At 63.0% G+C, this 19680-nt stretch carries 13 protein-coding genes; 11 read left to right on the top strand and 2 right to left on the bottom strand.

All coding sequences use genetic code 11. The features are described from left to right. The first annotated feature begins 13 nt into the window (after positions 1 to 13). The 3 genes from rpoC to MB84_RS23260 all read left to right on the top strand — a co-directional run bounded on the left by rpoC (position 14) and on the right by MB84_RS23260 (position 9043). Positions 14 to 4225, top strand: a complete 4212-nt coding sequence (gene rpoC / locus MB84_RS23270) for a DNA-directed RNA polymerase subunit beta' (protein WP_046290059.1) — start codon at positions 14 to 16, stop codon at positions 4223 to 4225. Between the two features lie 249 nt (positions 4226 to 4474). Further along, a complete protein-coding gene (locus MB84_RS23265; RefSeq protein WP_046290058.1) occupies positions 4475 to 5899 on the top strand; it encodes a mannose-1-phosphate guanylyltransferase/mannose-6-phosphate isomerase in 1425 nt (474 codons plus the stop codon). A 297-nt stretch (positions 5900 to 6196) separates the two neighbouring features. Then, a complete protein-coding gene (locus tag MB84_RS23260) occupies positions 6197 to 9043 on the top strand; it encodes a Fic family protein (protein ID WP_046290057.1) in 2847 nt (948 codons plus the stop codon). Between the two features lie 60 nt (positions 9044 to 9103). Here the strand turns inward: MB84_RS23260 and MB84_RS23255 are convergent, their stop codons facing one another. Then, positions 9104 to 11260 carry a TonB-dependent receptor family protein gene (locus MB84_RS23255; protein WP_046290056.1) on the bottom strand — a complete coding sequence of 719 codons (2157 nt, stop codon included), beginning with the start codon at positions 11258 to 11260 and terminating at the stop codon, positions 9104 to 9106. 396 nt (positions 11261 to 11656) lie between these two features. Here MB84_RS23255 and hpaH point away from each other — a divergent pair, with 396 nt between their 5' ends. The 8 genes from hpaH (at position 11657) to MB84_RS23215 (ending at position 18336) form a co-directional block, all read left to right on the top strand. Then, positions 11657 to 12466: a 2-oxo-hept-4-ene-1,7-dioate hydratase gene (gene hpaH, locus MB84_RS23250; protein ID WP_046290055.1), complete on the top strand. Its 810-nt coding sequence runs from the start codon at positions 11657 to 11659 to the stop codon at positions 12464 to 12466. Positions 12467 to 12537: 71 nt separating this feature from the next. Further along, positions 12538 to 13311: a 4-hydroxy-2-oxoheptanedioate aldolase gene (gene hpaI / locus MB84_RS23245; protein WP_046290054.1), complete on the top strand. Its 774-nt coding sequence runs from the start codon at positions 12538 to 12540 to the stop codon at positions 13309 to 13311. Continuing rightward, a complete protein-coding gene (locus MB84_RS23240; RefSeq protein WP_046290053.1) occupies positions 13308 to 14783 on the top strand; it encodes an aldehyde dehydrogenase family protein in 1476 nt (491 codons plus the stop codon). Before hpaI ends, MB84_RS23240 begins: the two co-directional genes overlap by 4 nt. Before the next feature lie 75 nt (positions 14784 to 14858). Next, positions 14859 to 15722 carry a DODA-type extradiol aromatic ring-opening family dioxygenase gene (locus MB84_RS23235; RefSeq protein WP_046290052.1) on the top strand — a complete coding sequence of 288 codons (864 nt, stop codon included), beginning with the start codon at positions 14859 to 14861 and terminating at the stop codon, positions 15720 to 15722. Positions 15723 to 15734: 12 nt separating this feature from the next. After that, the gene (locus MB84_RS23230) at positions 15735 to 16688 is read left to right on the top strand and encodes a fumarylacetoacetate hydrolase family protein (RefSeq protein WP_046290051.1); all 954 of its coding nucleotides are present in this window, start codon (positions 15735 to 15737) and stop codon (positions 16686 to 16688) included. A 4-nt stretch (positions 16689 to 16692) separates the two neighbouring features. Beyond that, positions 16693 to 17682, top strand: coding sequence for a 2-dehydropantoate 2-reductase (locus tag MB84_RS23225; protein ID WP_046290050.1), 990 nt, complete (start codon positions 16693 to 16695; stop codon positions 17680 to 17682). Between the two features lie 28 nt (positions 17683 to 17710). After that, positions 17711 to 18001, top strand: coding sequence for a nucleotidyltransferase family protein (locus tag MB84_RS23220; RefSeq protein WP_046290049.1), 291 nt, complete (start codon positions 17711 to 17713; stop codon positions 17999 to 18001). Then, positions 17998 to 18336: a HepT-like ribonuclease domain-containing protein gene (locus MB84_RS23215; RefSeq protein ID WP_046290048.1), complete on the top strand. Its 339-nt coding sequence runs from the start codon at positions 17998 to 18000 to the stop codon at positions 18334 to 18336. Before MB84_RS23220 ends, MB84_RS23215 begins: the two co-directional genes overlap by 4 nt. Positions 18337 to 18385: 49 nt before the next feature. Here the strand turns inward: MB84_RS23215 and MB84_RS23210 are convergent, their stop codons facing one another. Beyond that, positions 18386 to 19672: an MFS transporter gene (locus MB84_RS23210; protein ID WP_046290047.1), complete on the bottom strand. Its 1287-nt coding sequence runs from the start codon at positions 19670 to 19672 to the stop codon at positions 18386 to 18388. Between the last annotated feature and the right edge of the window lie 8 nt (positions 19673 to 19680).

Raw genomic sequence — 19680 nt, 5'->3', positions numbered from 1 at the left:
ACAGGAGAAAGCAATGAAAGCTTTGCTCGATCTATTCAAGCAAGTCCAGCAGGACGAACAGTTCGACGCGATCAAGATCGGTCTGGCTTCGCCGGACAAGATCCGCTCGTGGTCGTTCGGTGAAGTGAAGAAGCCGGAGACGATCAACTACCGGACCTTCAAGCCCGAGCGCGACGGTCTGTTCTGCGCCAAGATCTTCGGTCCGATCAAGGACTACGAGTGCCTTTGCGGCAAGTACAAGCGCCTGAAGCACCGTGGCGTGATCTGCGAGAAGTGCGGCGTTGAAGTGACGCTGGCCAAGGTGCGCCGTGAGCGCATGGGCCACATCGAACTGGCTTCGCCGGTCGCACACATCTGGTTCCTGAAGTCGCTCCCGTCGCGTCTGGGCATGGTGCTCGACATGACGCTGCGCGACATCGAACGCGTGCTGTACTTCGAAGCGTACGTGGTGCTCGAACCGGGCATGACGCCGCTCAAGCGTTGCCAGATCATGACCGAGGAGGATTACTACAACAAGGTCGAGGAATACGGCGACGAATTCCGTGCCGAGATGGGTGCGGAAGGCGTGCGCGAACTGCTGCGCTCGATCGACATCGACGCACAGGTCGAGCATCTGCGCGCCGAGCTGCAAGCCACGGGCTCGGAAGCCAAGATCAAGAAGTACGCCAAGCGCCTGAAGGTTCTCGAGGCATTCCAGCGCTCGGGCATCAAGCCCGAGTGGATGGTGCTCGAAGTCCTGCCGGTGCTCCCGCCCGAACTGCGCCCGCTGGTGCCGCTCGACGGTGGCCGCTTCGCGACCTCGGACCTGAACGATCTGTATCGCCGCGTCATCAACCGTAACAACCGTCTGAAGCGTCTGCTCGAGCTCAAGGCCCCGGACATCATCGTGCGCAACGAAAAGCGCATGCTGCAAGAGTCCGTGGACTCGCTGCTCGACAACGGTCGTCGCGGTAAGGCGATGACCGGTGCGAACAAGCGCCCGCTCAAGTCGCTGGCCGACATGATCAAGGGCAAGAGCGGTCGTTTCCGTCAGAACCTGCTGGGTAAGCGCGTCGACTACTCGGGCCGTTCGGTGATTACCGTGGGCCCGACGCTCAAGCTGCATCAGTGCGGTCTGCCGAAGCTGATGGCGCTCGAACTCTTCAAGCCGTTCATCTTCCACAAGCTGGAAGTGATGGGCGTGGCCACGACCATCAAGGCCGCGAAGAAGGAAGTCGAGAACCAGACGGCGGTGGTGTGGGACATCCTCGAAGAGGTGATCCGCGAACATCCGATCATGCTGAACCGCGCACCGACGCTGCACCGCCTGGGTATTCAGGCGTTCGAGCCGGTGCTGATCGAAGGCAAGGCAATTCAGCTTCACCCGCTGGTTTGCGCGGCGTTCAACGCCGACTTCGACGGTGACCAGATGGCTGTTCACGTGCCGCTGTCGCTCGAAGCGCAGATGGAAGCGCGTACCCTGATGCTGGCCTCGAACAACGTGTTGTTCCCGGCTAACGGCGATCCGTCGATCGTGCCGTCGCAGGATATCGTGCTGGGTCTGTACTACGCGACGCGCGACAAGATCAATGGAAAGGGCGAAGGCCTGTCGTTCATCGACGTGTCCGAAGTGCTGCGTGCGTACGACAACAAGGAAGTCGAATTGGCTTCGCGCGTGAACGTGCGTATCACGGAGTACACGGTCGACGCGGAAACGGGCGAGAAGACGCCGAAGATCACGCTGTACCCGACGACCGTCGGCCGCGCGATCCTGTCGGAAATTCTGCCGCCGGGCCTGCCGTTCTCGGTGCTGAACAAGTCGCTCAAGAAGAAGGAAATCTCGAAGCTGATCAACACGGCATTCCGCCGTTGCGGTCTGCGCGAGACGGTGATCTTCGTCGACAAGCTGATGCAGTCGGGCTTCAAGCTCGCTACGCGTGCCGGTATCTCGATCTGCGTCGACGACATGCTCGTGCCGACGAAGAAGGAAGAGCTGATCGGCGAAGCGTCGAAGAAGGTCAAGGAATACGACCGTCAGTACATGTCGGGTCTGGTCACGGCGCAAGAGCGTTACAACAACGTCGTGGACATTTGGGGTGCTACCGGTGACGCCGTGGGTAAGGCGATGATGGAGCAGCTCTCGAAGGAAAAGACCACCGACCGCGATGGCAACGTCGTGGATCAGGAGTCGTTCAACTCGATCTACATGATGGCCGACTCCGGTGCTCGCGGTTCGAGCGCCCAGATTCGCCAGCTCGCCGGTATGCGTGGCCTGATGGCCAAGCCGGACGGCTCGATTATCGAGACGCCGATTACCGCGAACTTCCGCGAAGGCCTGAACGTGTTGCAGTACTTCATCTCGACCCACGGTGCACGTAAGGGTCTGGCCGATACGGCACTGAAGACGGCAAACTCGGGTTACCTGACGCGTCGTCTGGTCGACGTGACGCAGGATCTGGTCGTGGTCGAAGACGATTGCGGCACGAGCAACGGCGTGGCGATGAAGGCGCTGGTCGAGGGCGGTGAAGTGGTCGAAGCCCTGCGTGACCGTATCCTGGGTCGTGTGGCTGTGGCCGACGTCGTGAATCCGGAAACGCAAGAAACGGTGTTCGAAGCCGGCACGCTGCTCGACGAAGACGTTGTCGAAATGATCGAGTCGCTGGGTGTCGACGAAGTGCGCGTGCGCACGCCGCTGACCTGCGATACGCGTTTCGGTCTGTGCGCAGCTTGCTATGGCCGCGATCTGGGCCGTGGTACGCGTGTGAACGTCGGCGAAGCCGTCGGCGTGATCGCAGCACAGTCGATCGGTGAACCGGGCACGCAGCTGACGATGCGTACGTTCCACATCGGTGGTGCGGCGTCGCGTGCAGCAGTGGCCTCGTCGATCGAAGCCAAGTCGAACGGTACGGTCCGCTTCACGGCGACCATGCGTTACGTGACGAACGGCCGCGGCGAGCAGATCGCGATCTCGCGTTCGGGTGAAGTCCTGATCACGGACGATCACGGTCGTGAGCGCGAGCGTCACAAGGTGCCGTACGGCGCCACGCTGCTGCAACTGGATGGCGCACAGGTCAAGGCCGGTGCCCAACTGGCGACGTGGGATCCGCTGACGCGCCCGATCATTACCGAGCACGGCGGTTTCGCCAAGTTCGAGAACGTCGAGGAAGGTGTCACGGTTGCCAAGCAGATCGACGATGTGACGGGTCTGTCCACGCTGGTCGTGATCGATCCGAAGCGTCGTGGTCCGGCGTCGAAGAACGTGCGTCCGCAGGTCAAGCTGCTCGACGAGAACGGCGTGGAAGTGAAGATCCCGGGTACGGATCACCCGGTGACGATCGGCTTCCAGGTCGGCGCACTGATCACCATCAAGGATGGTCAGCAAGTGCCGGTGGGCGAAGTGCTCGCACGTATCCCGACTGAAGCGCAGAAGACGCGCGACATTACCGGGGGTCTGCCGCGCGTGGCCGAACTGTTCGAAGCACGTGCACCGAAGGACGCCGGCATTCTGGCCGAAGTCACGGGTACGACGTCGTTCGGTAAGGACACGAAGGGCAAGCAGCGTCTGGTCATTACCGATCTGGACGGCAACCAGCACGAATTCCTGATTCCGAAGGAAAAGCAGGTGCTGGTGCACGACGGTCAGGTGGTGAACAAGGGCGAAATGATCGTGGACGGCCCGGCCGACCCGCACGACATCCTGCGTCTGCAGGGTATCGAAGCGCTGTCGCGCTACATCGTCGATGAAGTGCAGGACGTGTACCGCTTGCAGGGTGTGAAGATTAACGACAAGCACATCGAGGTGATCGTTCGCCAGATGCTGCGTCGTGTGCAGATCACCGACAACGGCGATACGCGCTTCATCATCGGCGAACAGGTCGAGCGTTCGGACATGCTCTACGAGAACGACGCCATGAACGCCGCGGACAAGCGTCCGGCGCAGTACGAGAATGTGCTGCTGGGTATTACGAAGGCGTCGCTGTCGACGGATTCGTTCATCTCGGCTGCATCGTTCCAGGAAACGACGCGCGTGCTGACCGAAGCCGCCATCATGGGCAAGAAGGACGACCTGCGTGGCTTGAAGGAAAACGTCATCGTTGGCCGTCTGATCCCGGCAGGTACGGGTCTGGCGTATCACAAGGCCCGCAAGGCCCGCGAATCGTCGGATCGCGAGCGTCACGACCAGATCGCTCTGGAAGAGGCGTTTGCCCCGATCCCCACTTCGGTGGAAGAGCCGACGGCAGAGTAAGCCGGACGCGGGCGGCGCTGGCGCAAGCCGGCACCGCCGATCTGGCACTGCGCTGTATCGCTCTGTATCGCTGTATGAAAGCGGCACCCTTTGCGGGGTGCCGCTTTTCTTTTGCGCGACGGTAAAACGTGCCCCCGACGTCGATCCGAGGCAAACTTCCGTCATCGCAATGTCGTTTTAAGTGTTTGAAATGACGATATAATTTTCGCTTCCCCAAGCGATGTGGCGTAACTTTCTACGAACCGGAATATGGCGATAACTCCTGTAATTCTGTGCGGCGGTAGTGGTACACGTTTGTGGCCTTTGTCGCGAGCCAGCTATCCAAAGCAATATCTCGCGCTCGCCGGTTCGGACACATTGCTCCAGCAGACGGTCAAGCGGGTCGGTGCGCTCGACGGCGTGGCCGCACCGCTGATCATCTCCAACAACGAACAGCGATTCCTCGTGGCCGAGCAGTTGCGCGCGATCGACACGACGGCCGGCGCTATCGTGCTCGAACCCGTGGCACGCAACACCGCACCTGCGGTCGCGGCGGCGGCGCTGGTTGCCCTGCGCCAGGACGCCGACGCCACGCTGCTCGTGCTGCCTTCCGATCACGCCATCGCCAACGAGGCCAGGTTCCTCGAAGCGGTGCGCGCGGCCAGAACGCTGGCCGACGACGGCTATCTCGTCACCTTCGGCATTCCGCCGACGTCCGCCCATACCGGCTACGGTTACATTCGCCGCGGCGCAGCCACGCAAGTGTGCGCGAGCGGGTTCAACATCGACCAGTTCGTCGAGAAGCCGGACGCCGACAAGGCCGCGGCACTCATCGCCGCTGGTGACTGCTACTGGAACAGTGGCATGTTCATGTTCAAGGCGTCGGCCTATCTCGACGAACTCGAACGCCTCGCCCCGGCGATGCTCAAGCAGGTGAGGGCGGCAGTGGAGCAGGGCGCGGTGGATATCGACTTCTTCCGTCTGGACAAGGCGAGCCTCGAAGCCTGCCCGTCGGATTCCATCGACTACGCCGTCATGGAGAAGGCCCGGCGCGCCGCCGTGGTCGATGCCGACGGTCTGGGATGGAACGACATCGGTTCGTGGTCGGCGGTCGCGGAGATTGCCGAGCGTGACGAGAACGGCAACAGCCTGATCGGCGATGTCGTGACGCATGGTGTGAAGAACAGCTATGTGCGTGGCGAGAGCCGCATGGTCGCGGCCATCGGTGTCGAGAATCTTGTGATCGTGGAAACGCCGGATGTCGTGCTGGTCACGTCGAAGGATCACGTGCAGGACGTCAAGCGCGTGGTCGAGACACTGATCGCCGAAGGCCGCTCGGAGTCGGTATTCCATCAGCGCGTGTTTCGGCCGTGGGGCGACTACGAAGGCATTTGCGTGGGCGACCGCTTCCAGGTGAAGAAGATCGTCGTGAAGCCGGGCGCTTCGCTGAGCCTGCAGATGCACTTCCACCGCTCCGAGCACTGGATCGTGGTGAAGGGCACGGCGCGTGTGGTGAACGGCGACACGACGACGCTGTTGACCGAAAACCAGTCGACGTACATTCCGCTGGGCACGACACACCGTCTGGAAAACCCCGGCCGCGTGCCGCTCGAACTGATCGAAGTGCAGTCCGGCGCGTATCTGGGCGAAGACGATATCGTCCGATTCCAGGACGACTACGGCCGCACGAAGTAAGTAGGAAATAGGCACGCAGCAAGCACCGAGCAGTCCCGCTCGCCCCGTTAAAAGGGCGAGCCGCATGACGAAGGCACGCGCAGCACAGAAGACGTTGTTCGATAAATGCACGAATGACACGGGGCAGCGATGAGCGAGGGGGCGAAGGCACGAAGGCAAGCGGTGAGTGCGCGCCAGGAGGGCGTGCGGGTCGTCGGTGATGCATCCGCCATATCCGCCATATCCGCTATATCCGCTGTATCCGCCTCCACGCCCGCGCTCGTCGATAATCGCCCGACCAGCCGTGCCCACGCGCAGTTGCGCACCACCATCGACGCCAGTCCGCGCACCCGCGCGGTGGCCCAGCAGCAAGCGCTGGCGTCACCGCCGCCACCCACCGCAACGCCGTCGTCATCGGCCCCCATCCAGCGTGTCATCGACTTCTCGGCCGACGTCGAGCGGCAGTACACCAAGGACGCGTATCTGACGAAGCTCATGCACGTCAGCCACCTGTCGTTCGACCAGATTCGGCGGACGTGGATCGCGGCGGAAAAATCCGCAGAGCACGTCACATTGCCGGACAACATCGAACTGGCCTGGGCCATGCTGGCGCCGTTCCAGCCCAAGCCACCGAGACGCCGGGGGGCCAAAGCGCCCGTTCTGCCGCAATACCCTGAGAACGACGTCGGTCTGCTCGATGAGGCGGCCCGCGCCATTCCGATGACGTCGCGCTTTGACGTCGGCAAACATCAAGCTGCCATCAGCAGCCACTATCAGACGATTTTTCCACCCGCGAAAGAGGAGTCGGCCCAGGCGCAGCAGCCCTGGAACCCTGAGGAACCCGGTGAATTCGAGGAGCATTTGTCCACTGTCGACTTCACGACGTGGGACAACCTGGAGCCGGAACAGAAGGGCGTGCTACTGCTCAACCGGAACAATCCGAAATTGCTGATGCGCGAGCTGAAGAAACTCGTCGCCCACACATCGGACGCCACGAACGACTACCTCATCGCGCTTTACAGTCATCTCGCCGCGTTGCGGGGGGACGCCCGTGCCGTGGGCACGGAGGCAGGGCTGCCCGATAACGGTGAATACCTTCAGACGATCGTCGACATCCGAAGCGGGAAGGCACTCGATGCCGACCCGTACAAACCGCCGAAATTCAGTCAGGTGTCGTCCATCGACTGGACCGAAAGGCGCGAGTTGGTCGAGGACCACCCGTTCCTGCGTCAGCGAAGCGACCAGCTTTACAGGCATCTGGATGCGCGGCGCGACAGGAATGCGCTGGACGTTCTCACCAAGTGGGCGTCGCCAGCTACCGGGGTGCAGAAGAACAATGTGGGCATGGACATCGGTCTCTCGGCTAAGAGCCACGACTCGGGACACGCAGGCGACGACATCGCGTTGCTGGATTCGACGCTCGCACGGATTGCGCCCATCGAAGGCACCCTTTACGCCGCCTATCCGAGAAACGATTCGCTCCAGCCGGGCAGGCTGTTCAGTCAGGGAACGCCGCTGAGCGCAAGCGAATCCGCTGGCGGCACGGTCGCGTTCTCGAAGGGCGGCATGAAGAAGAAAGGCGACCGGATGGATCGCTATCGTATTTACGCCAAGGGCATGAACGGCATTCCGATCAGCCCCGTCGCACCGGATATCGGGCACGGGCAACGGGAGGTCGTCTTCCGGGCGAGTGCGACGTTCAAGGTGCTCACCGTTGAGGAGGGCAACTACGGCGCGGGCGTCACGCGGCTCGTGACGATGGTCGAGCAAGGCGAGTCGACATCGCAGATCGATGCCGTCAAGCAAAGTCAGGAAGCGCTGCTCAACAGCAACGACCGGTGGCTGACACGGCTCGGTGACGTGGACCTCGATCAGCGCACGCAGTCGTGGTTCATCTCCAACAGCACGGGCGGCTCCGTGGAGGGGCAGCGCGACGCCAGCTTTGCGTTCCCGTACGGGAAGAAGACTGCGCAGGCATGGCACGACGTCATTACCGACAATGGCATCGATATCTGGTCGATCGACGGATTCCGTACGGTGGCCGCGCGCCTGGCAGGCGAGACCCGCAGCGAAGTCGAGTTCATCACGCAGGACGACGAGCCGTCATTCTGGGGCGCACCGGTGAGACTGACGTCGCCGGAGAAGAAGACGCTGGCCGGACACGGTCTCTCGGTGACGAGCGTAAAGGGTAGAGGCAACAAAGGCCTGTTCAATGTGAGTTACCAGCAAGAAGACAAGGCATCGGCACTCGGCGAGCTGCTTGCGCGGAGCAAGCGCGAGTTCGACGACATTCTTGCTTCGAAACCTAAACCCAAACCCAAAGGACCTCGCCGGATCGATCCGGCGAAGGAAAAGGAAAACGACATCGCCCGGCTGGCAGCGCGTGTTCAGCAGCAGATCAGTGTGCTGCATCCGCTGCACGATACCAACGGGCGCGTGAGTCGCGCGTATGCATATCTGATTCTTCGTCGTGCGGGATATGGCGACAGGCCGCTTCGGTTGTTCGATCAGGACAAGGACCAGACCACGTCGCGCGCGGATTGGGAAAACCAGTTCGCCAGCTATCAGCCGGAAGAAGAGGAGGAAGACGACTGGTTGCCGAGTCCCACGCCCGTGACGGACATGGGCGGTGCTCGCAGCTTCATCGGCACGTTGGCGGGCGGCACCATGCCGCAACGCCTATCGGAAGTCGAGAAGGAGGAAAAGACGCTCAGCGCTCGGCAGGACGTGGAAGACGACGACTTGTGGGTCGAGCAGGAGATGTTGGCGTTTGCGTCGCACCGACCGTCATGGCTGCCGCCCGATCTGGGCCTGGAGATGGACGCCTTCGTCGCGTCCGACAGGAAGCGCAGGAAGGAGGAAGAGGCGCCAGAGAAGAAGGGCAAGAAGAACAAGAAGAAGCGGGTGCGCGCGACGCCGTCGACAAAGCCCAAGCGCTATGCCGACGCGGTGGCACTTCAGCATCGCGTGACGATTGCGATATCGAATAGGATTCAGACCAGTCTTAACCGGAAGCGACGCTTCGACGAGATCGAAGAGCAGGGCGCGTCGGACGAAGAGGCGTCGGACCGGGATAACGTGTCGGATATCGAGGACGACGAAGACGATCCCGATTACCTGCCCGGCGACGAGCAAAGAAAGCGGAAGAAGCCGAGGGTGCTGTAATGAAAAAGCCCCGCCGTCGAATCGAGGGTGGGGCTTCATGTCAGCGTCAGGGAACGTCGATCAGAACCCGAAGTGCCCTTGCACGTAGACCATGCGCGGTGCGCCGACCATGATGCCGCCGTTCTGGTCGGTGTTACGCGTGTAGAAGCGCTTGTCGAACACATTGTTCAGACCCACGGTGATATCCGCGTTCTTGTAGAACGGCAGCTTATACAGCGCTTGCAGGTTCCACACACGGTAGCCCGGCACCTTGCCGTTCAGGCCGTCGGCCGACGGCGCATCGGTGTTCGCGAGATCCGAGTACTGCGAGCTTTGGTGCGTGGTGGAGACGTTGAACGTCCACTGACCGATCGTGTAGCGCGCGCCGAGCGTGTCGGTGAAGCGCGAGTAGAACGGCACGTCGAGACCGGCCGTCGTGCCCGACTTCTGGATCGCACGCACATACGTAAAGTTCGCGTACAGATTCAAGCCGCGCAGCGCGCTGTCGCGATCGAACGTGTAATCGATGGCGGTTTCGACACCGTCGTGATTCGTCGCGCCGATGTTCTGGAACGTCGCGGGACTCACGCCAGGCACTTGCAGAATCTGGTTGTCGAACTTCATTCGGAAGGCCGTCAATTCTGCCTTCCAGCGACTGTCCGTCCAGCGCGTGCCGATTTCATACGTGCGGGCCAGTTCCGGCTCCAGCGGGTTCGACGCCGACATCGAATTCAACTGCGTGTTCTGCACCGGGCCGAACGACGTGCTGTAGTCCGCGAAGATCGTCCACGCACTGTTCACCAGATACGACAGGTTCACCGACGGCAGCGGCTTGTTGTTGTCCGTGCGGAAGGTGCTGCCCGAGGCTTTGTCCACGCGCTGCGACGCGATCATTTCGTAGCGCAGGCCCGGCGTGAAGCGCCAGTTGCCCCACGCCATACGGTCGTCGATGTAGAACGCGTTGGCGCTGGTGTAGTTGTAGAACGTGGTCGTGGCGGACGTCTTGCCATTGGACAGCGTCGTCTGGAAGTTGTTGTCGTCGCCACGCTCGCGGATGAAACGGTAGCCGACGGTGACGTCATGCGCCGTGGGACCGAAGAACAGACGCTGGGTGAAGCGCGGTTCGATGCCGAAGGTCTGATAGTTGCGCGGCTGGTGAATCTGCACCAGCGGCAGGACCGAGAGGTTCGTCAGCGTGCTTTGACGATAGCTCTCGTTGTAGAACGTGCGGATCTCGAATTCCTGCGTGTCCGAGATCGTGTTCAGGTAGCCGAAGTCGAGGCCGGTGCGATTGCCGCTCCAGTAGTCGGTCGGGCGCGTGTTCTGGAACGGATCGGCGTTGTACTGTGCGGCCGTCAGCCCGCCCGGGGTCATCGACTTCGCGTCGAAGTACGAGATCTTGCCGTACACCTGCTGGCTCGGCGTGATGTCGTAGCGCCACTTCAGCGCGAGATCGTTCACGTGCTCGTCGCTGCCCTTGCGCCAGTCGCGGCCGACCATGCCCGAGTACAGCAGCGCGAGACCCAGACCATTGTCCATCTGGGTGCCGAGGAAGAGGCCGTACTGCGTGTTGGCTCCGCCTCCGGTGGTGTACATGTTTTCACGCACCGTGGCGTCGGCCGTGAGACCCGGCGTGCTTGGGATCGAACGTGTCTTGAAGTTGATCACGCCACCGACGTTCTGCGGACCGTAGCGCACGGCACCCCCGCTACGCACGACGTCGATGCTCTCGATGTTGAACAGGCTGACAGGCGCGAACGACAACTGCGGTTGGCCGTACGGCGCGACAGCGAGCGGAATGCCGTCGAGCAGCACGGTCGAGCGCGGGCTGAAACGGCCCGCGAGACCGCGCACGCCGATGTTCAGCGAGATGGCGCTGCCTGCCGAGCTGGAGTTGTCCGTGGCCTGAACACCGGGAATGCGGCGCAGAACGTCGCCGATGCTCGCGGCGCCCGAAGCGTCGATCTGCTCCTTTTTCACCACCGTGCGCGCGCCCGGGAAAGTCTTCGCGCTGTTGTCGAGGCCGGTGCCCAGCCAGTCGCCGGAAACGTTCACCGCGCCGAGTTCGACGTCGGCGCGGGCTTCGGCCCCCGACGTGGCTTGTTGCGCGTGCGCGGCACCGAGCGTGGCCATCAGCAAGGCGGCGGCGCAGGCGGTCGCGCGGGGCAGGCGTTGCAGACGATGGGAGGGAACGGCGGCGGCAGGAACAGCGGCGTGGCGACTTGCGGACATCTTCATCTTGGCAGACCTTCGTAACTTCTGGCGGTAGCGAGCGAGGCCGCTGAGGGATGTGCGCGTGACGGCAAGGCACATCTGCGGCGTGCGGATGGTTATAAGTAAGACGTTGTAATAAAGCGACGCGAATTATAAATGCAAATCACTCTCATTTTTGATGGGTGCCGTCGTCTTTGCTTCAATGGACGGTTGAGACTGTGGCTCCGGTACCACAACCGTACGACCGACGGGGTTTCAGGCGGCATCGGATTATCCAGTTTTACTTATCAATCGCCCAAAATCGATTGATTGTTCGTGGCGCGCGGGACCGCAAGAATAGGGGCTTATTCAACGTCAAACCCACGACAAGCCTGCATCGCCCGCCGCCGGTGACGATGCCGGTAACGGAGACCCCCCGCGATGCCGAAGCTCGACGCCTCGACCCATCAGGCCCTTGCCCGCGAACTGCACGACGCTGAGCGAAGCCGCACGCCGGTGATGCAGTTCTCCCGCCGTTATCCCGAGATGACGATTGCCGACAGCTATGCGATTTCGCAGGCGTGGCTTGCGTTGAAGTTCGCCGAGGGTCGTCGCGTGATCGGGCACAAGATTGGGCTGACGTCGCGTGCCATGCAGGTCGCCGCCCAGATCACCGAACCCGATCACGGCACGCTGCTCGACGACATGCTGGTCGCCGACGGCGCAACGCTGGAGGCGTCGCGCTTCATCGTGCCGCGTCTCGAAGTGGAGCTGGCGTTCATTCTGGCCAAGCCGCTCAAGGGGCCGGGCGTGACGCTGTTCGACGTGCTCGATGCCACTGCCTGGGTGACGCCCGCGCTGGAACTGATCGATGGCCGCATCGAGCTGTTCGACCGCGACACCAAAGCGCCGCGCAAAGTCTTCGACACGATTGCCGACAACGCGGCGAATGCCGCCGTGATTCTCGGCGGACGCCCTGTCAAACCGGACGCCATCGACCTGCGCTGGGCAGGCGCGCTGTTGTATCGCAACGGCGTAATCGAGGAGTCCGGATTGAGCGCGGCCGTGCTGAACCATCCGGGCAATGGCATTGCATGGCTCGCCAACAAGCTGGGCGCCTTCGACGAAGGGCTGCAGGCGGGCGAGATCGTGCTGGCGGGCTCGTTCACACGGCCAGTGGCCTGTGCTGCGGGCGACGTCTTCCATGCCGACTACGGCCCGCTCGGCGCCATCGGCGTGCGCTTCGTCTGACGCTTCATCCGCACCCGGATGCGGTCATGGGCCGCCTCCGGGGCGCCCCTCACATCAGGAAGCCCCTTGTCATGAAAACACCTCCGAACACCTTCCGTCAGGCGCTTGCCAATGGCGAGCGTCAGATCGGCCTGTGGATGGGACTCGCGACGCCGTACGCTGCCGAACTGTGCGCAGGCAGCGGGTTCGACTGGCTCGTGATCGACGGCGAGCATGCGCCCAACGACCTGCGCACGATGCTGGCGACGTTGCAGGCTGTCGCGCCCTATCCGGTGCACCCCGTCGTACGTCTGCCACACGGCGATGCGGCCCTCATCAAGCAAGTGCTGGAAATCGGCGCAACGACGGTGCTCGTGCCGATGGTCGAGTCTGCCGCGATGGCGCGCGATCTTGCGAGCGCCACGCGCTATCCGCCGCAGGGCACGCGGGGTGTCGGCAGCGGACTGGCGCGCTCGTCGCGCTGGAATCGCTATGCGGACTATCTGCACGCCGCGAACGACACGACATGCCTGCTCGTTCAGGTGGAGACGGCCGATGCCCTCGCGCAAGTCGACGAGATCGCAGCGGTCGATGGCGTGCACGGCGTGTTCATCGGCCCGGCCGACCTCGCGGCGTCGATGGGCTATCTCGGACAGGCCACCCACCCCGACGTGCGCCGCGCCATCGAAGACGGCATCGCGCGCATTCGTCGCGCGGGCAAAGCGGCGGGCATTCTGAGTGTCGACGAGACGCTGGCGAAACACTACCTCGACCTCGGGGTGACGTTCATCGCGGTCGGGATCGACACCACGTTGCTGGCCAACGCGAGCCGCGCGCTCGCCGCGAAGTTTGGAGACAAGGCATGAGTGATACCCGTTTTGACGTCGCCGGTGTGTCGGTGTCGCCGGACCACTACATCGATGGCCGCCGGGTGGCGTCCGCCGAAACGTTCGAGTGCGTCTCGCCCATCGATCAGACGCCACTGGGCGACATCGCCAGCGGCAACCTCGGGCACGTCGATGCGGCGGTGACGTCGGCCTCGCTGGCGTTTCCCGCATGGGCGGCGCTGAGCGCGGCGCAACGTCAGCCGTATCTTCAGCGCTTCGCCGACGCCATCGGTCGACGCGCCGACGCGTTCGCCACCCTGGAGAGCGCAGACGCCGGCGTGCTGCGCTCTCGTATGGCGCACGGTGTCGTGCCGCGTGCCATGCAAAACATCACGTGGTTTGCCGAGCATGCGCTGACGCTGCAGGACCGTGTGATCGAGACACCGCAGGCACGCCACCTCGTGCGTCACGATCCGGCCGGTGTCGTGGCCATCATCACGCCGTGGAATTCGCCGTTGATGCTGGCGACGTGGAAGATCGGCCCGGCGTTGGCGTCCGGTAACACGGTGGTGCTCAAAGCGCCCGAGTGGGCACCGCTCACGTCGTCGTTGCTCGCGGATTGTGCGCACGAGGCGGGATTGCCGCCGGGGGTTTTCAACCTGTTGCAGGGCTCGGGCGCACAGACCGGGGCGGCGCTCGTCAGCGATGCAAGGCTCGCGCGTATCTCGTTCACCGGCTCGGTTGCCACGGCCAAATGGATTGCGAAGACGGCTGCCGACAACCTGGTGCCGTGCAGCCTCGAACTCGGCGGCAAGTCGGCATTCATCGTGCTGGCCGATGCCGATCTCGATGCGGCCGCCGCCACCGCTGCGCTGATGTACCGCAACGCCGGGCAGGTGTGCCTTGCGGGCACGCGTCTGCTCGTGCACGCGGACGTGGCCCCCGTGTTCGTCGAAAAGCTGCGCGAGGTGGTCGGGCGTCTCGTCGTGGGCGATCCGCGCGACGCCGCGACCGAAGTCGGACCGATCATCCACATGCGTCAGCTGGAGCGTGTGCAGGGGTTCGTCGAACGCGCGGTCGCGGGCGGCGCCCGCCTGCTGTGGGGCGGCACGCGGCATGACTTCGGTGCGCAGTATTTCGCGCCGACGCTGCTTACCGATCTGCGCGTGCACGACGAGATCGTGCAGCAGGAAGTCTTCGGCCCGGTGCTCACGCTGCAAACGTTCGCGAGCGACGACGAAGTCGTCGCCATGGCCAACGGCACCGACTACGGGCTGGGCGGCGTTTGCTATGGCGACGAAGCGCACGCCATCGCGATTGCCGAGCGTGTGCGCACGGGCTTCATCTGGATCAACAGCTTCGGCATTCGCGATCTCGCCGCGCCGTTCGGTGGCATCAAACGCTCCGGCGTCGGACGCGAAGGCGGCGACTGGAGCTTCGAATTCTTCTGCGACGTGAAGGATGTCGTCGTACCGAAACAACCGTTCAAGGCGAGCTTCAGCCATCGCTGAGGGCGCGCTGTCACATCGTCAAAACAATCGGCAAGACAACAAGAAAACAAGATTACAGGACAACAGGAGAGCAGCATGGGACAGATCGTTGGCGCGGCGCTGGTGTCGCATCACCCCGGCCTGATGCAGTGTGAGGAGTTTCGCGTGTTGCAGGGCGCGGGGGCGGATTCGGACCTGATTCCCGGGTACGCGCGAGTGCGCGAGCGCATTGAAGCGGTGCGTCCGGACGTCGTCATGATTTTCGATTCGCACTGGTTCACGACTGGCTATCACCTGGTCGACGGCGGCGCGCGCTACTCGGGCATGTACACGTCGGACGAGATGCCTTGGTATCTGCACGGTGTGCCATACGACTATCGCGGACACCCAGAACTGGCGCTCGCCATCGACGGCGTAGCGCGTGAGCGTGGCGTGCGTGCGCGCGCCGTGCAACATCCGGATCTCGCGCGGCATTACCCGACGATCAACGTCATCAAACAGATGCGTCTCGACGCATGGCCGATCGTCACCGTGAGCTCGTGCCAGAACTGCGAGACGCAGCACTTCCTGCAATCGGGCGAAGTGATCGGCGAGGCGATTCGCCGCAGCGATCTGCGGGTGGTGATGCTTGCGTCCGGCGCGCTGAGTCACAAGTTCAACGGCCTTGACTGGAAGCCGAATCATCCGCGCATCTTTCACGAGAGCAACGTGTCGCGTCCGGAGAACATCGAGAGCGACAAGCGCGCCATCGAAGCGTTTCGCGAGGGACGTCACGACCGGATACTGGCGGACTGGGATACGGACTACCGCAAGCGGCCGTGGGAAGCGCACGGGGCGCACTATCTGCAGATGGTCGGTGCGCTCGGCGGGGCGGAGTGCCGCAGCGCGGGCACGGTGCTGTCCGACTACGAGAACGCGCGCGGCACGGGCAACGTGCACATCTGGTTCGATACGATCTGACGGGGCGACATCATGGATTTCGAATTTCCGCTGCGTGAATTGCCTGCAGTGATGCGTGGGCCCCGTGTCGAGCGTCGCCATGTTCTGCTGGGCGGCAGCGCGTACTGGGGCACGATAGTCGAGGAGGCCGGGCAGGCGCAAGGCATGCTGCGGCTCGACGACGGACGTCTTGTCGATCCGCAAACGGTGACGCATCTGCCGCCGGTGAACCCGTCGAAGATCATCGCCGTGCACATCTCCTATCGCTCGCGTAGCATGGAGACGCGCAACAAGCCCAAGCCCACCGACACGCCAACGTACTTCATGAAGCCGACGACGTCGCTCAACGGGCATGACGGCCAGATTCTGAAGCCGGCGGATTGCCGGTATCTGAACTACGAAAGCGAGTATGCGGTGGTGATCGGGCGCACGTGTCGCAACGTGCTGCCGGACGAAGCATGGGATTACGTCGAAGGCTTCTGCCCGGCGCTGGACATGGGCTTGCAGGACTTTCGCGACACCGATCAGGGATCGATGCTGCGGGTGAAGGGCGCGGACACGCTGCTGCCCATCGGACCGGGTATCGTGCGAGGCGTGAACCTGTTCGAGCAGACGTTGCGCACCTATCGCAACGGACGTGTGGTGCAGGAAGCCCATATCGGTGACGAAACGATCTGGGGCCCGCATTACGTGATCGCGGACATTGCGCGTCACATCACGCTGATGCCGGGCGACGTCATTCTGATGGGCACGCCGTGCCACTCGCGTTCGGTGGACGCGGGCGATTTGGTGGAGTGCGAGATTACGGGATTGGGACGGCTCTGCGGTCGGGTGGTGCAGATCGATGCGCCGCGCGCGGCGGCGCTCGGTGTGGGCCATCCGCCGGGCGACAGTCCGGAAGTGCGCCGTGTGGCGCTGGGTTTTGACGAACGTGTGCCGGAGCGATTCAAGGAGAACTATCGTCTCGCGGCACATCAACCGGAGTGAACGGATGAAGGTGACGATCATTGGCGCGGGCGCCATCGGTGGACTGATCGGGCAACGACTTGCGGCGACAGGCGAAGCGCAGGTCAGCGCGCTGGCGCGTGGCGCGACGCTGGCCGCACTGCGCGAGCGGGGCTGGCGGGTCAAGCAGGGGGAGACGCTGGCGACCGGTCCGGTGGCGGCGGCGCATCCGTTGGAAGACGCTGCGAAGCTTGGCGAGCAGGATCTGGTCGTGATCGCGGTGAAGGGGCCGGCGCTGGCGCAGGTGGCGGCGTCGGTGGTGCCATTGCCGGGTCCGCAAACGCTGGTATTACCGGCCATGAACGGCGTGCCGTGGTGGTTCTGTCAGGGCGTGCCGGGGTTCGACGGGGGCGCGGCAACGCTGACGAGCATCGATCCGATGGGTGCGATCGGTGCGGCCATTCCGCTGGCGAACGTCATCGGTTGCGTGGTGCACGCGAGTGCTTCGACGCCGGAACCGGGGCTGGTCGATCACAAGATGGGGCGTGGGCTGATCATCGGCGAGCCGGGGGGCGGTGCGAGCGAGCGCGTGCAGCGTCTGGCGGCGTTGCTCGAGCGTGCAGGCTTCGAGGCGAAAGCATCGGAGAACGTGCGTCTGGATATCTGGTACAAGCTCTGGGGCAATCTGGCGATGAACCCGGTGTCGGCGATCACGGGCGCCACCATCGACCGGTTGCTCGACGACCCGCTGGTGCGCGATTTCTGCTCGGCCGCGATGCGTGAGGCGGCGGCCATCGGTGCGAAGATCGGATGCGCCATCGACCAGTCGCCGGAAGACCGGCATCAGGTGACGGCAAAGCTGGGGGCGTTCAAGACGTCGATGTTGCAGGACGTGGAAGCCAATCGCCCCATCGAGCTCGACGCGCTGGTCGGCGTGGTGCGCGAGATCGGTCAACGCGTGAGCGTTCCGACCCCGAACATCGATGCGCTGCTGGGCCTGACGCGATTGTTCGGTCGGGTGCATGGGTTATATTGACGGATATCGTAGGTAAGCGAGGTGAGCCATGCGACCGTCCATTCTGTTGAAACGTCATTGCACCGCTGTTCGTGAAGCTGCGCGGCGTCATCGCACGTCGAATCCGCGGGTGTTCGGGTCCGTGCTGCACGGCACGGATCGTGACGGCAGCGATCTCGATATTCTCGTCGATGCCTTGCCAGGCACCACACTGTTCGATCTCGGCGGTTTGCAGGACGAACTGGAGTCGATGCTGGGCATTCATGTGGATGTGCTGACGCCGCTGGATCTACCGGCCCAATTCAGGGAGTCGGTCTTGGCTGAGGCCCGCCCGGTATGATTCAGACGAGGTTGCCGGACTATCTCGATCACATGCGTCAGGCGGCGACCGACGCATGTGATTTTGTCGATGGTCTGTCAAAAGAGGATTTCGTTGGCGACAAGCGCACGCAGCAGGCGGTTGTGATGAGTCTGATTATCATCGGCGAAGCCGCGACCAAGGTGATGGACCAGCACGGTGACTTCGCGCAGTCGCATCCCGATATTCCGTGGCGTGCCATGCGTGGTATGCGTAATCGCATTGCTCACGGGTATTTCGACATCAACCTCGATGTCGTTTGGGACACCATTCAGATTGCCCTACCCGATCTACTGAAGCACCTCAAAGCGCTTTGAGCGCCTTCTGAGGTGCTTCAGCTTTTCCTATCTCATCCGTCATTCAAGCTCAGCGCACGCCCGTGTGGCGATACACCTGACTCAGCGCTATCAGCCCCACGGCGGCAGCGGCCATCATGTAGAAGCTCGGCGCGAGTTTGCTGCCCGTCGCGGTGATCAGCCAGGTCAGAATGAACGGGGCGAAGCCGCCGAAGAACGTCACCGACAGGTTGTACGACAGCGACAGGCCCGTCGTGCGCGTCTTCACCGGGAAGATCTCCGAGGCCAGCGCCGGGAGCGGTGCGAAGTACATCGTCATCAATACGCCCAAGACCGTCTGCAAGGCCAGCATCACGCCGAAGCTCGGATGCGTCGACAGCAGCCAGAACATCGGCCAGATCGTCACCAGAAGAAGCGCGGCGGCGATCATCATCGGCCTGGCGCGTCCCACACGGTCCGACCACGCCCCGACAATCGGCGAGAGGAACATCTGCACGATCCCCGTTGCGACCGTCGCCGCGAACGCGACCGACGCCGGCAACCCCAACTGCTTGATCGCATACGTCGGCATGTACAGCACCAGATACGTCGAGACGGTGGCAACGACCACGGCACCGACCGCGAGCAACAGGCGCATCTTCTGATGACTCAGCGTGTCGCGCAGCGGCGTTTGCGTCGGCTCGGCTTCCAGAAACTCCGGCGTCTCGCTCACGTGACGGCGAATGTAATACGCCACCGGGCCGATCAGCAGGCCGAACAGGAACGGCACGCGCCAGCCCCAGCTCTGCATCTGATCCGGCGACAACGTACTCGTGAGCACCGCACCGAAACCGGCCGCAAGCAGTGTCGTCAGCCCCTGACTCGCGACCTGAAAGCTCGCGAAGAAGCCGCGCCGTTGCGGTGCGTGCTCGGCGAGGAACGCCGTGGCGCTGCCGAACTCGCCGCCCGCCGAGAAGCCCTGAATCATGCGTGCCAGCACAATGCCCGCCGGTGCGAGCAAGCCGATGGTCTCGTACGTCGGCATGAACGCGATGATCGCCGTGCCCGCCATCATCAGCAAGATCGTGAGCGTCAGCGCTTCACGACGTCCCCGTCGATCCGCATAGACGCCGATCACAATCGCGCCCAGCGGCCGCATGAAGAACGACACGCCGAACGTGCCGAGCGTGAGTAGCAGCGAGGTCGTGTCGTCGTGCGTGGGGAAGAACAGCTTCGAAATCGTGACGGCGAAAAAGCCGTAAACGACCAGATCGAACCATTCGAGTGCGTTACCGATCGACGCCGATATCACCGCGCGCCAGGTGTGTGAAGTCGAGTGCCCGCGAATATGGGCACCGGCAGCCGTTGCAGTGTTCATGAAGTCTC

Source organism: Pandoraea oxalativorans (genome assembly GCF_000972785.3).
Taxonomy (GTDB): domain Bacteria; phylum Pseudomonadota; class Gammaproteobacteria; order Burkholderiales; family Burkholderiaceae; genus Pandoraea; species Pandoraea oxalativorans.
This window is presented reverse-complemented; position numbering and strand designations above follow the sequence as displayed.

Excerpts from the sequence above, each read along its gene's own strand:
- rpoC (WP_046290059.1), top strand. The coding sequence starts at position 14 with ATGAAAGCTTTGCTCGATCTATTCAAGCAAGTCCAGCAGGACGAACAG.
- MB84_RS23265 (WP_046290058.1), top strand. The coding sequence starts at position 4,475 with ATGGCGATAACTCCTGTAATTCTGTGCGGCGGTAGTGGTACACGTTTG.
- MB84_RS23255 (WP_046290056.1), bottom strand. The coding sequence starts at position 11,260 with ATGAAGATGTCCGCAAGTCGCCACGCCGCTGTTCCTGCCGCCGCCGTT.
- hpaH (WP_046290055.1), top strand. The coding sequence starts at position 11,657 with ATGCCGAAGCTCGACGCCTCGACCCATCAGGCCCTTGCCCGCGAACTG.
- hpaI (WP_046290054.1), top strand. The coding sequence starts at position 12,538 with ATGAAAACACCTCCGAACACCTTCCGTCAGGCGCTTGCCAATGGCGAG.
- MB84_RS23240 (WP_046290053.1), top strand. The coding sequence starts at position 13,308 with ATGAGTGATACCCGTTTTGACGTCGCCGGTGTGTCGGTGTCGCCGGAC.
- MB84_RS23235 (WP_046290052.1), top strand. The coding sequence starts at position 14,859 with ATGGGACAGATCGTTGGCGCGGCGCTGGTGTCGCATCACCCCGGCCTG.
- MB84_RS23230 (WP_046290051.1), top strand. The coding sequence starts at position 15,735 with ATGGATTTCGAATTTCCGCTGCGTGAATTGCCTGCAGTGATGCGTGGG.
- MB84_RS23225 (WP_046290050.1), top strand. The coding sequence starts at position 16,693 with ATGAAGGTGACGATCATTGGCGCGGGCGCCATCGGTGGACTGATCGGG.
- MB84_RS23220 (WP_046290049.1), top strand. The coding sequence starts at position 17,711 with ATGCGACCGTCCATTCTGTTGAAACGTCATTGCACCGCTGTTCGTGAA.
- MB84_RS23215 (WP_046290048.1), top strand. The coding sequence starts at position 17,998 with ATGATTCAGACGAGGTTGCCGGACTATCTCGATCACATGCGTCAGGCG.
- MB84_RS23210 (WP_046290047.1), bottom strand. The coding sequence starts at position 19,672 with ATGAACACTGCAACGGCTGCCGGTGCCCATATTCGCGGGCACTCGACT.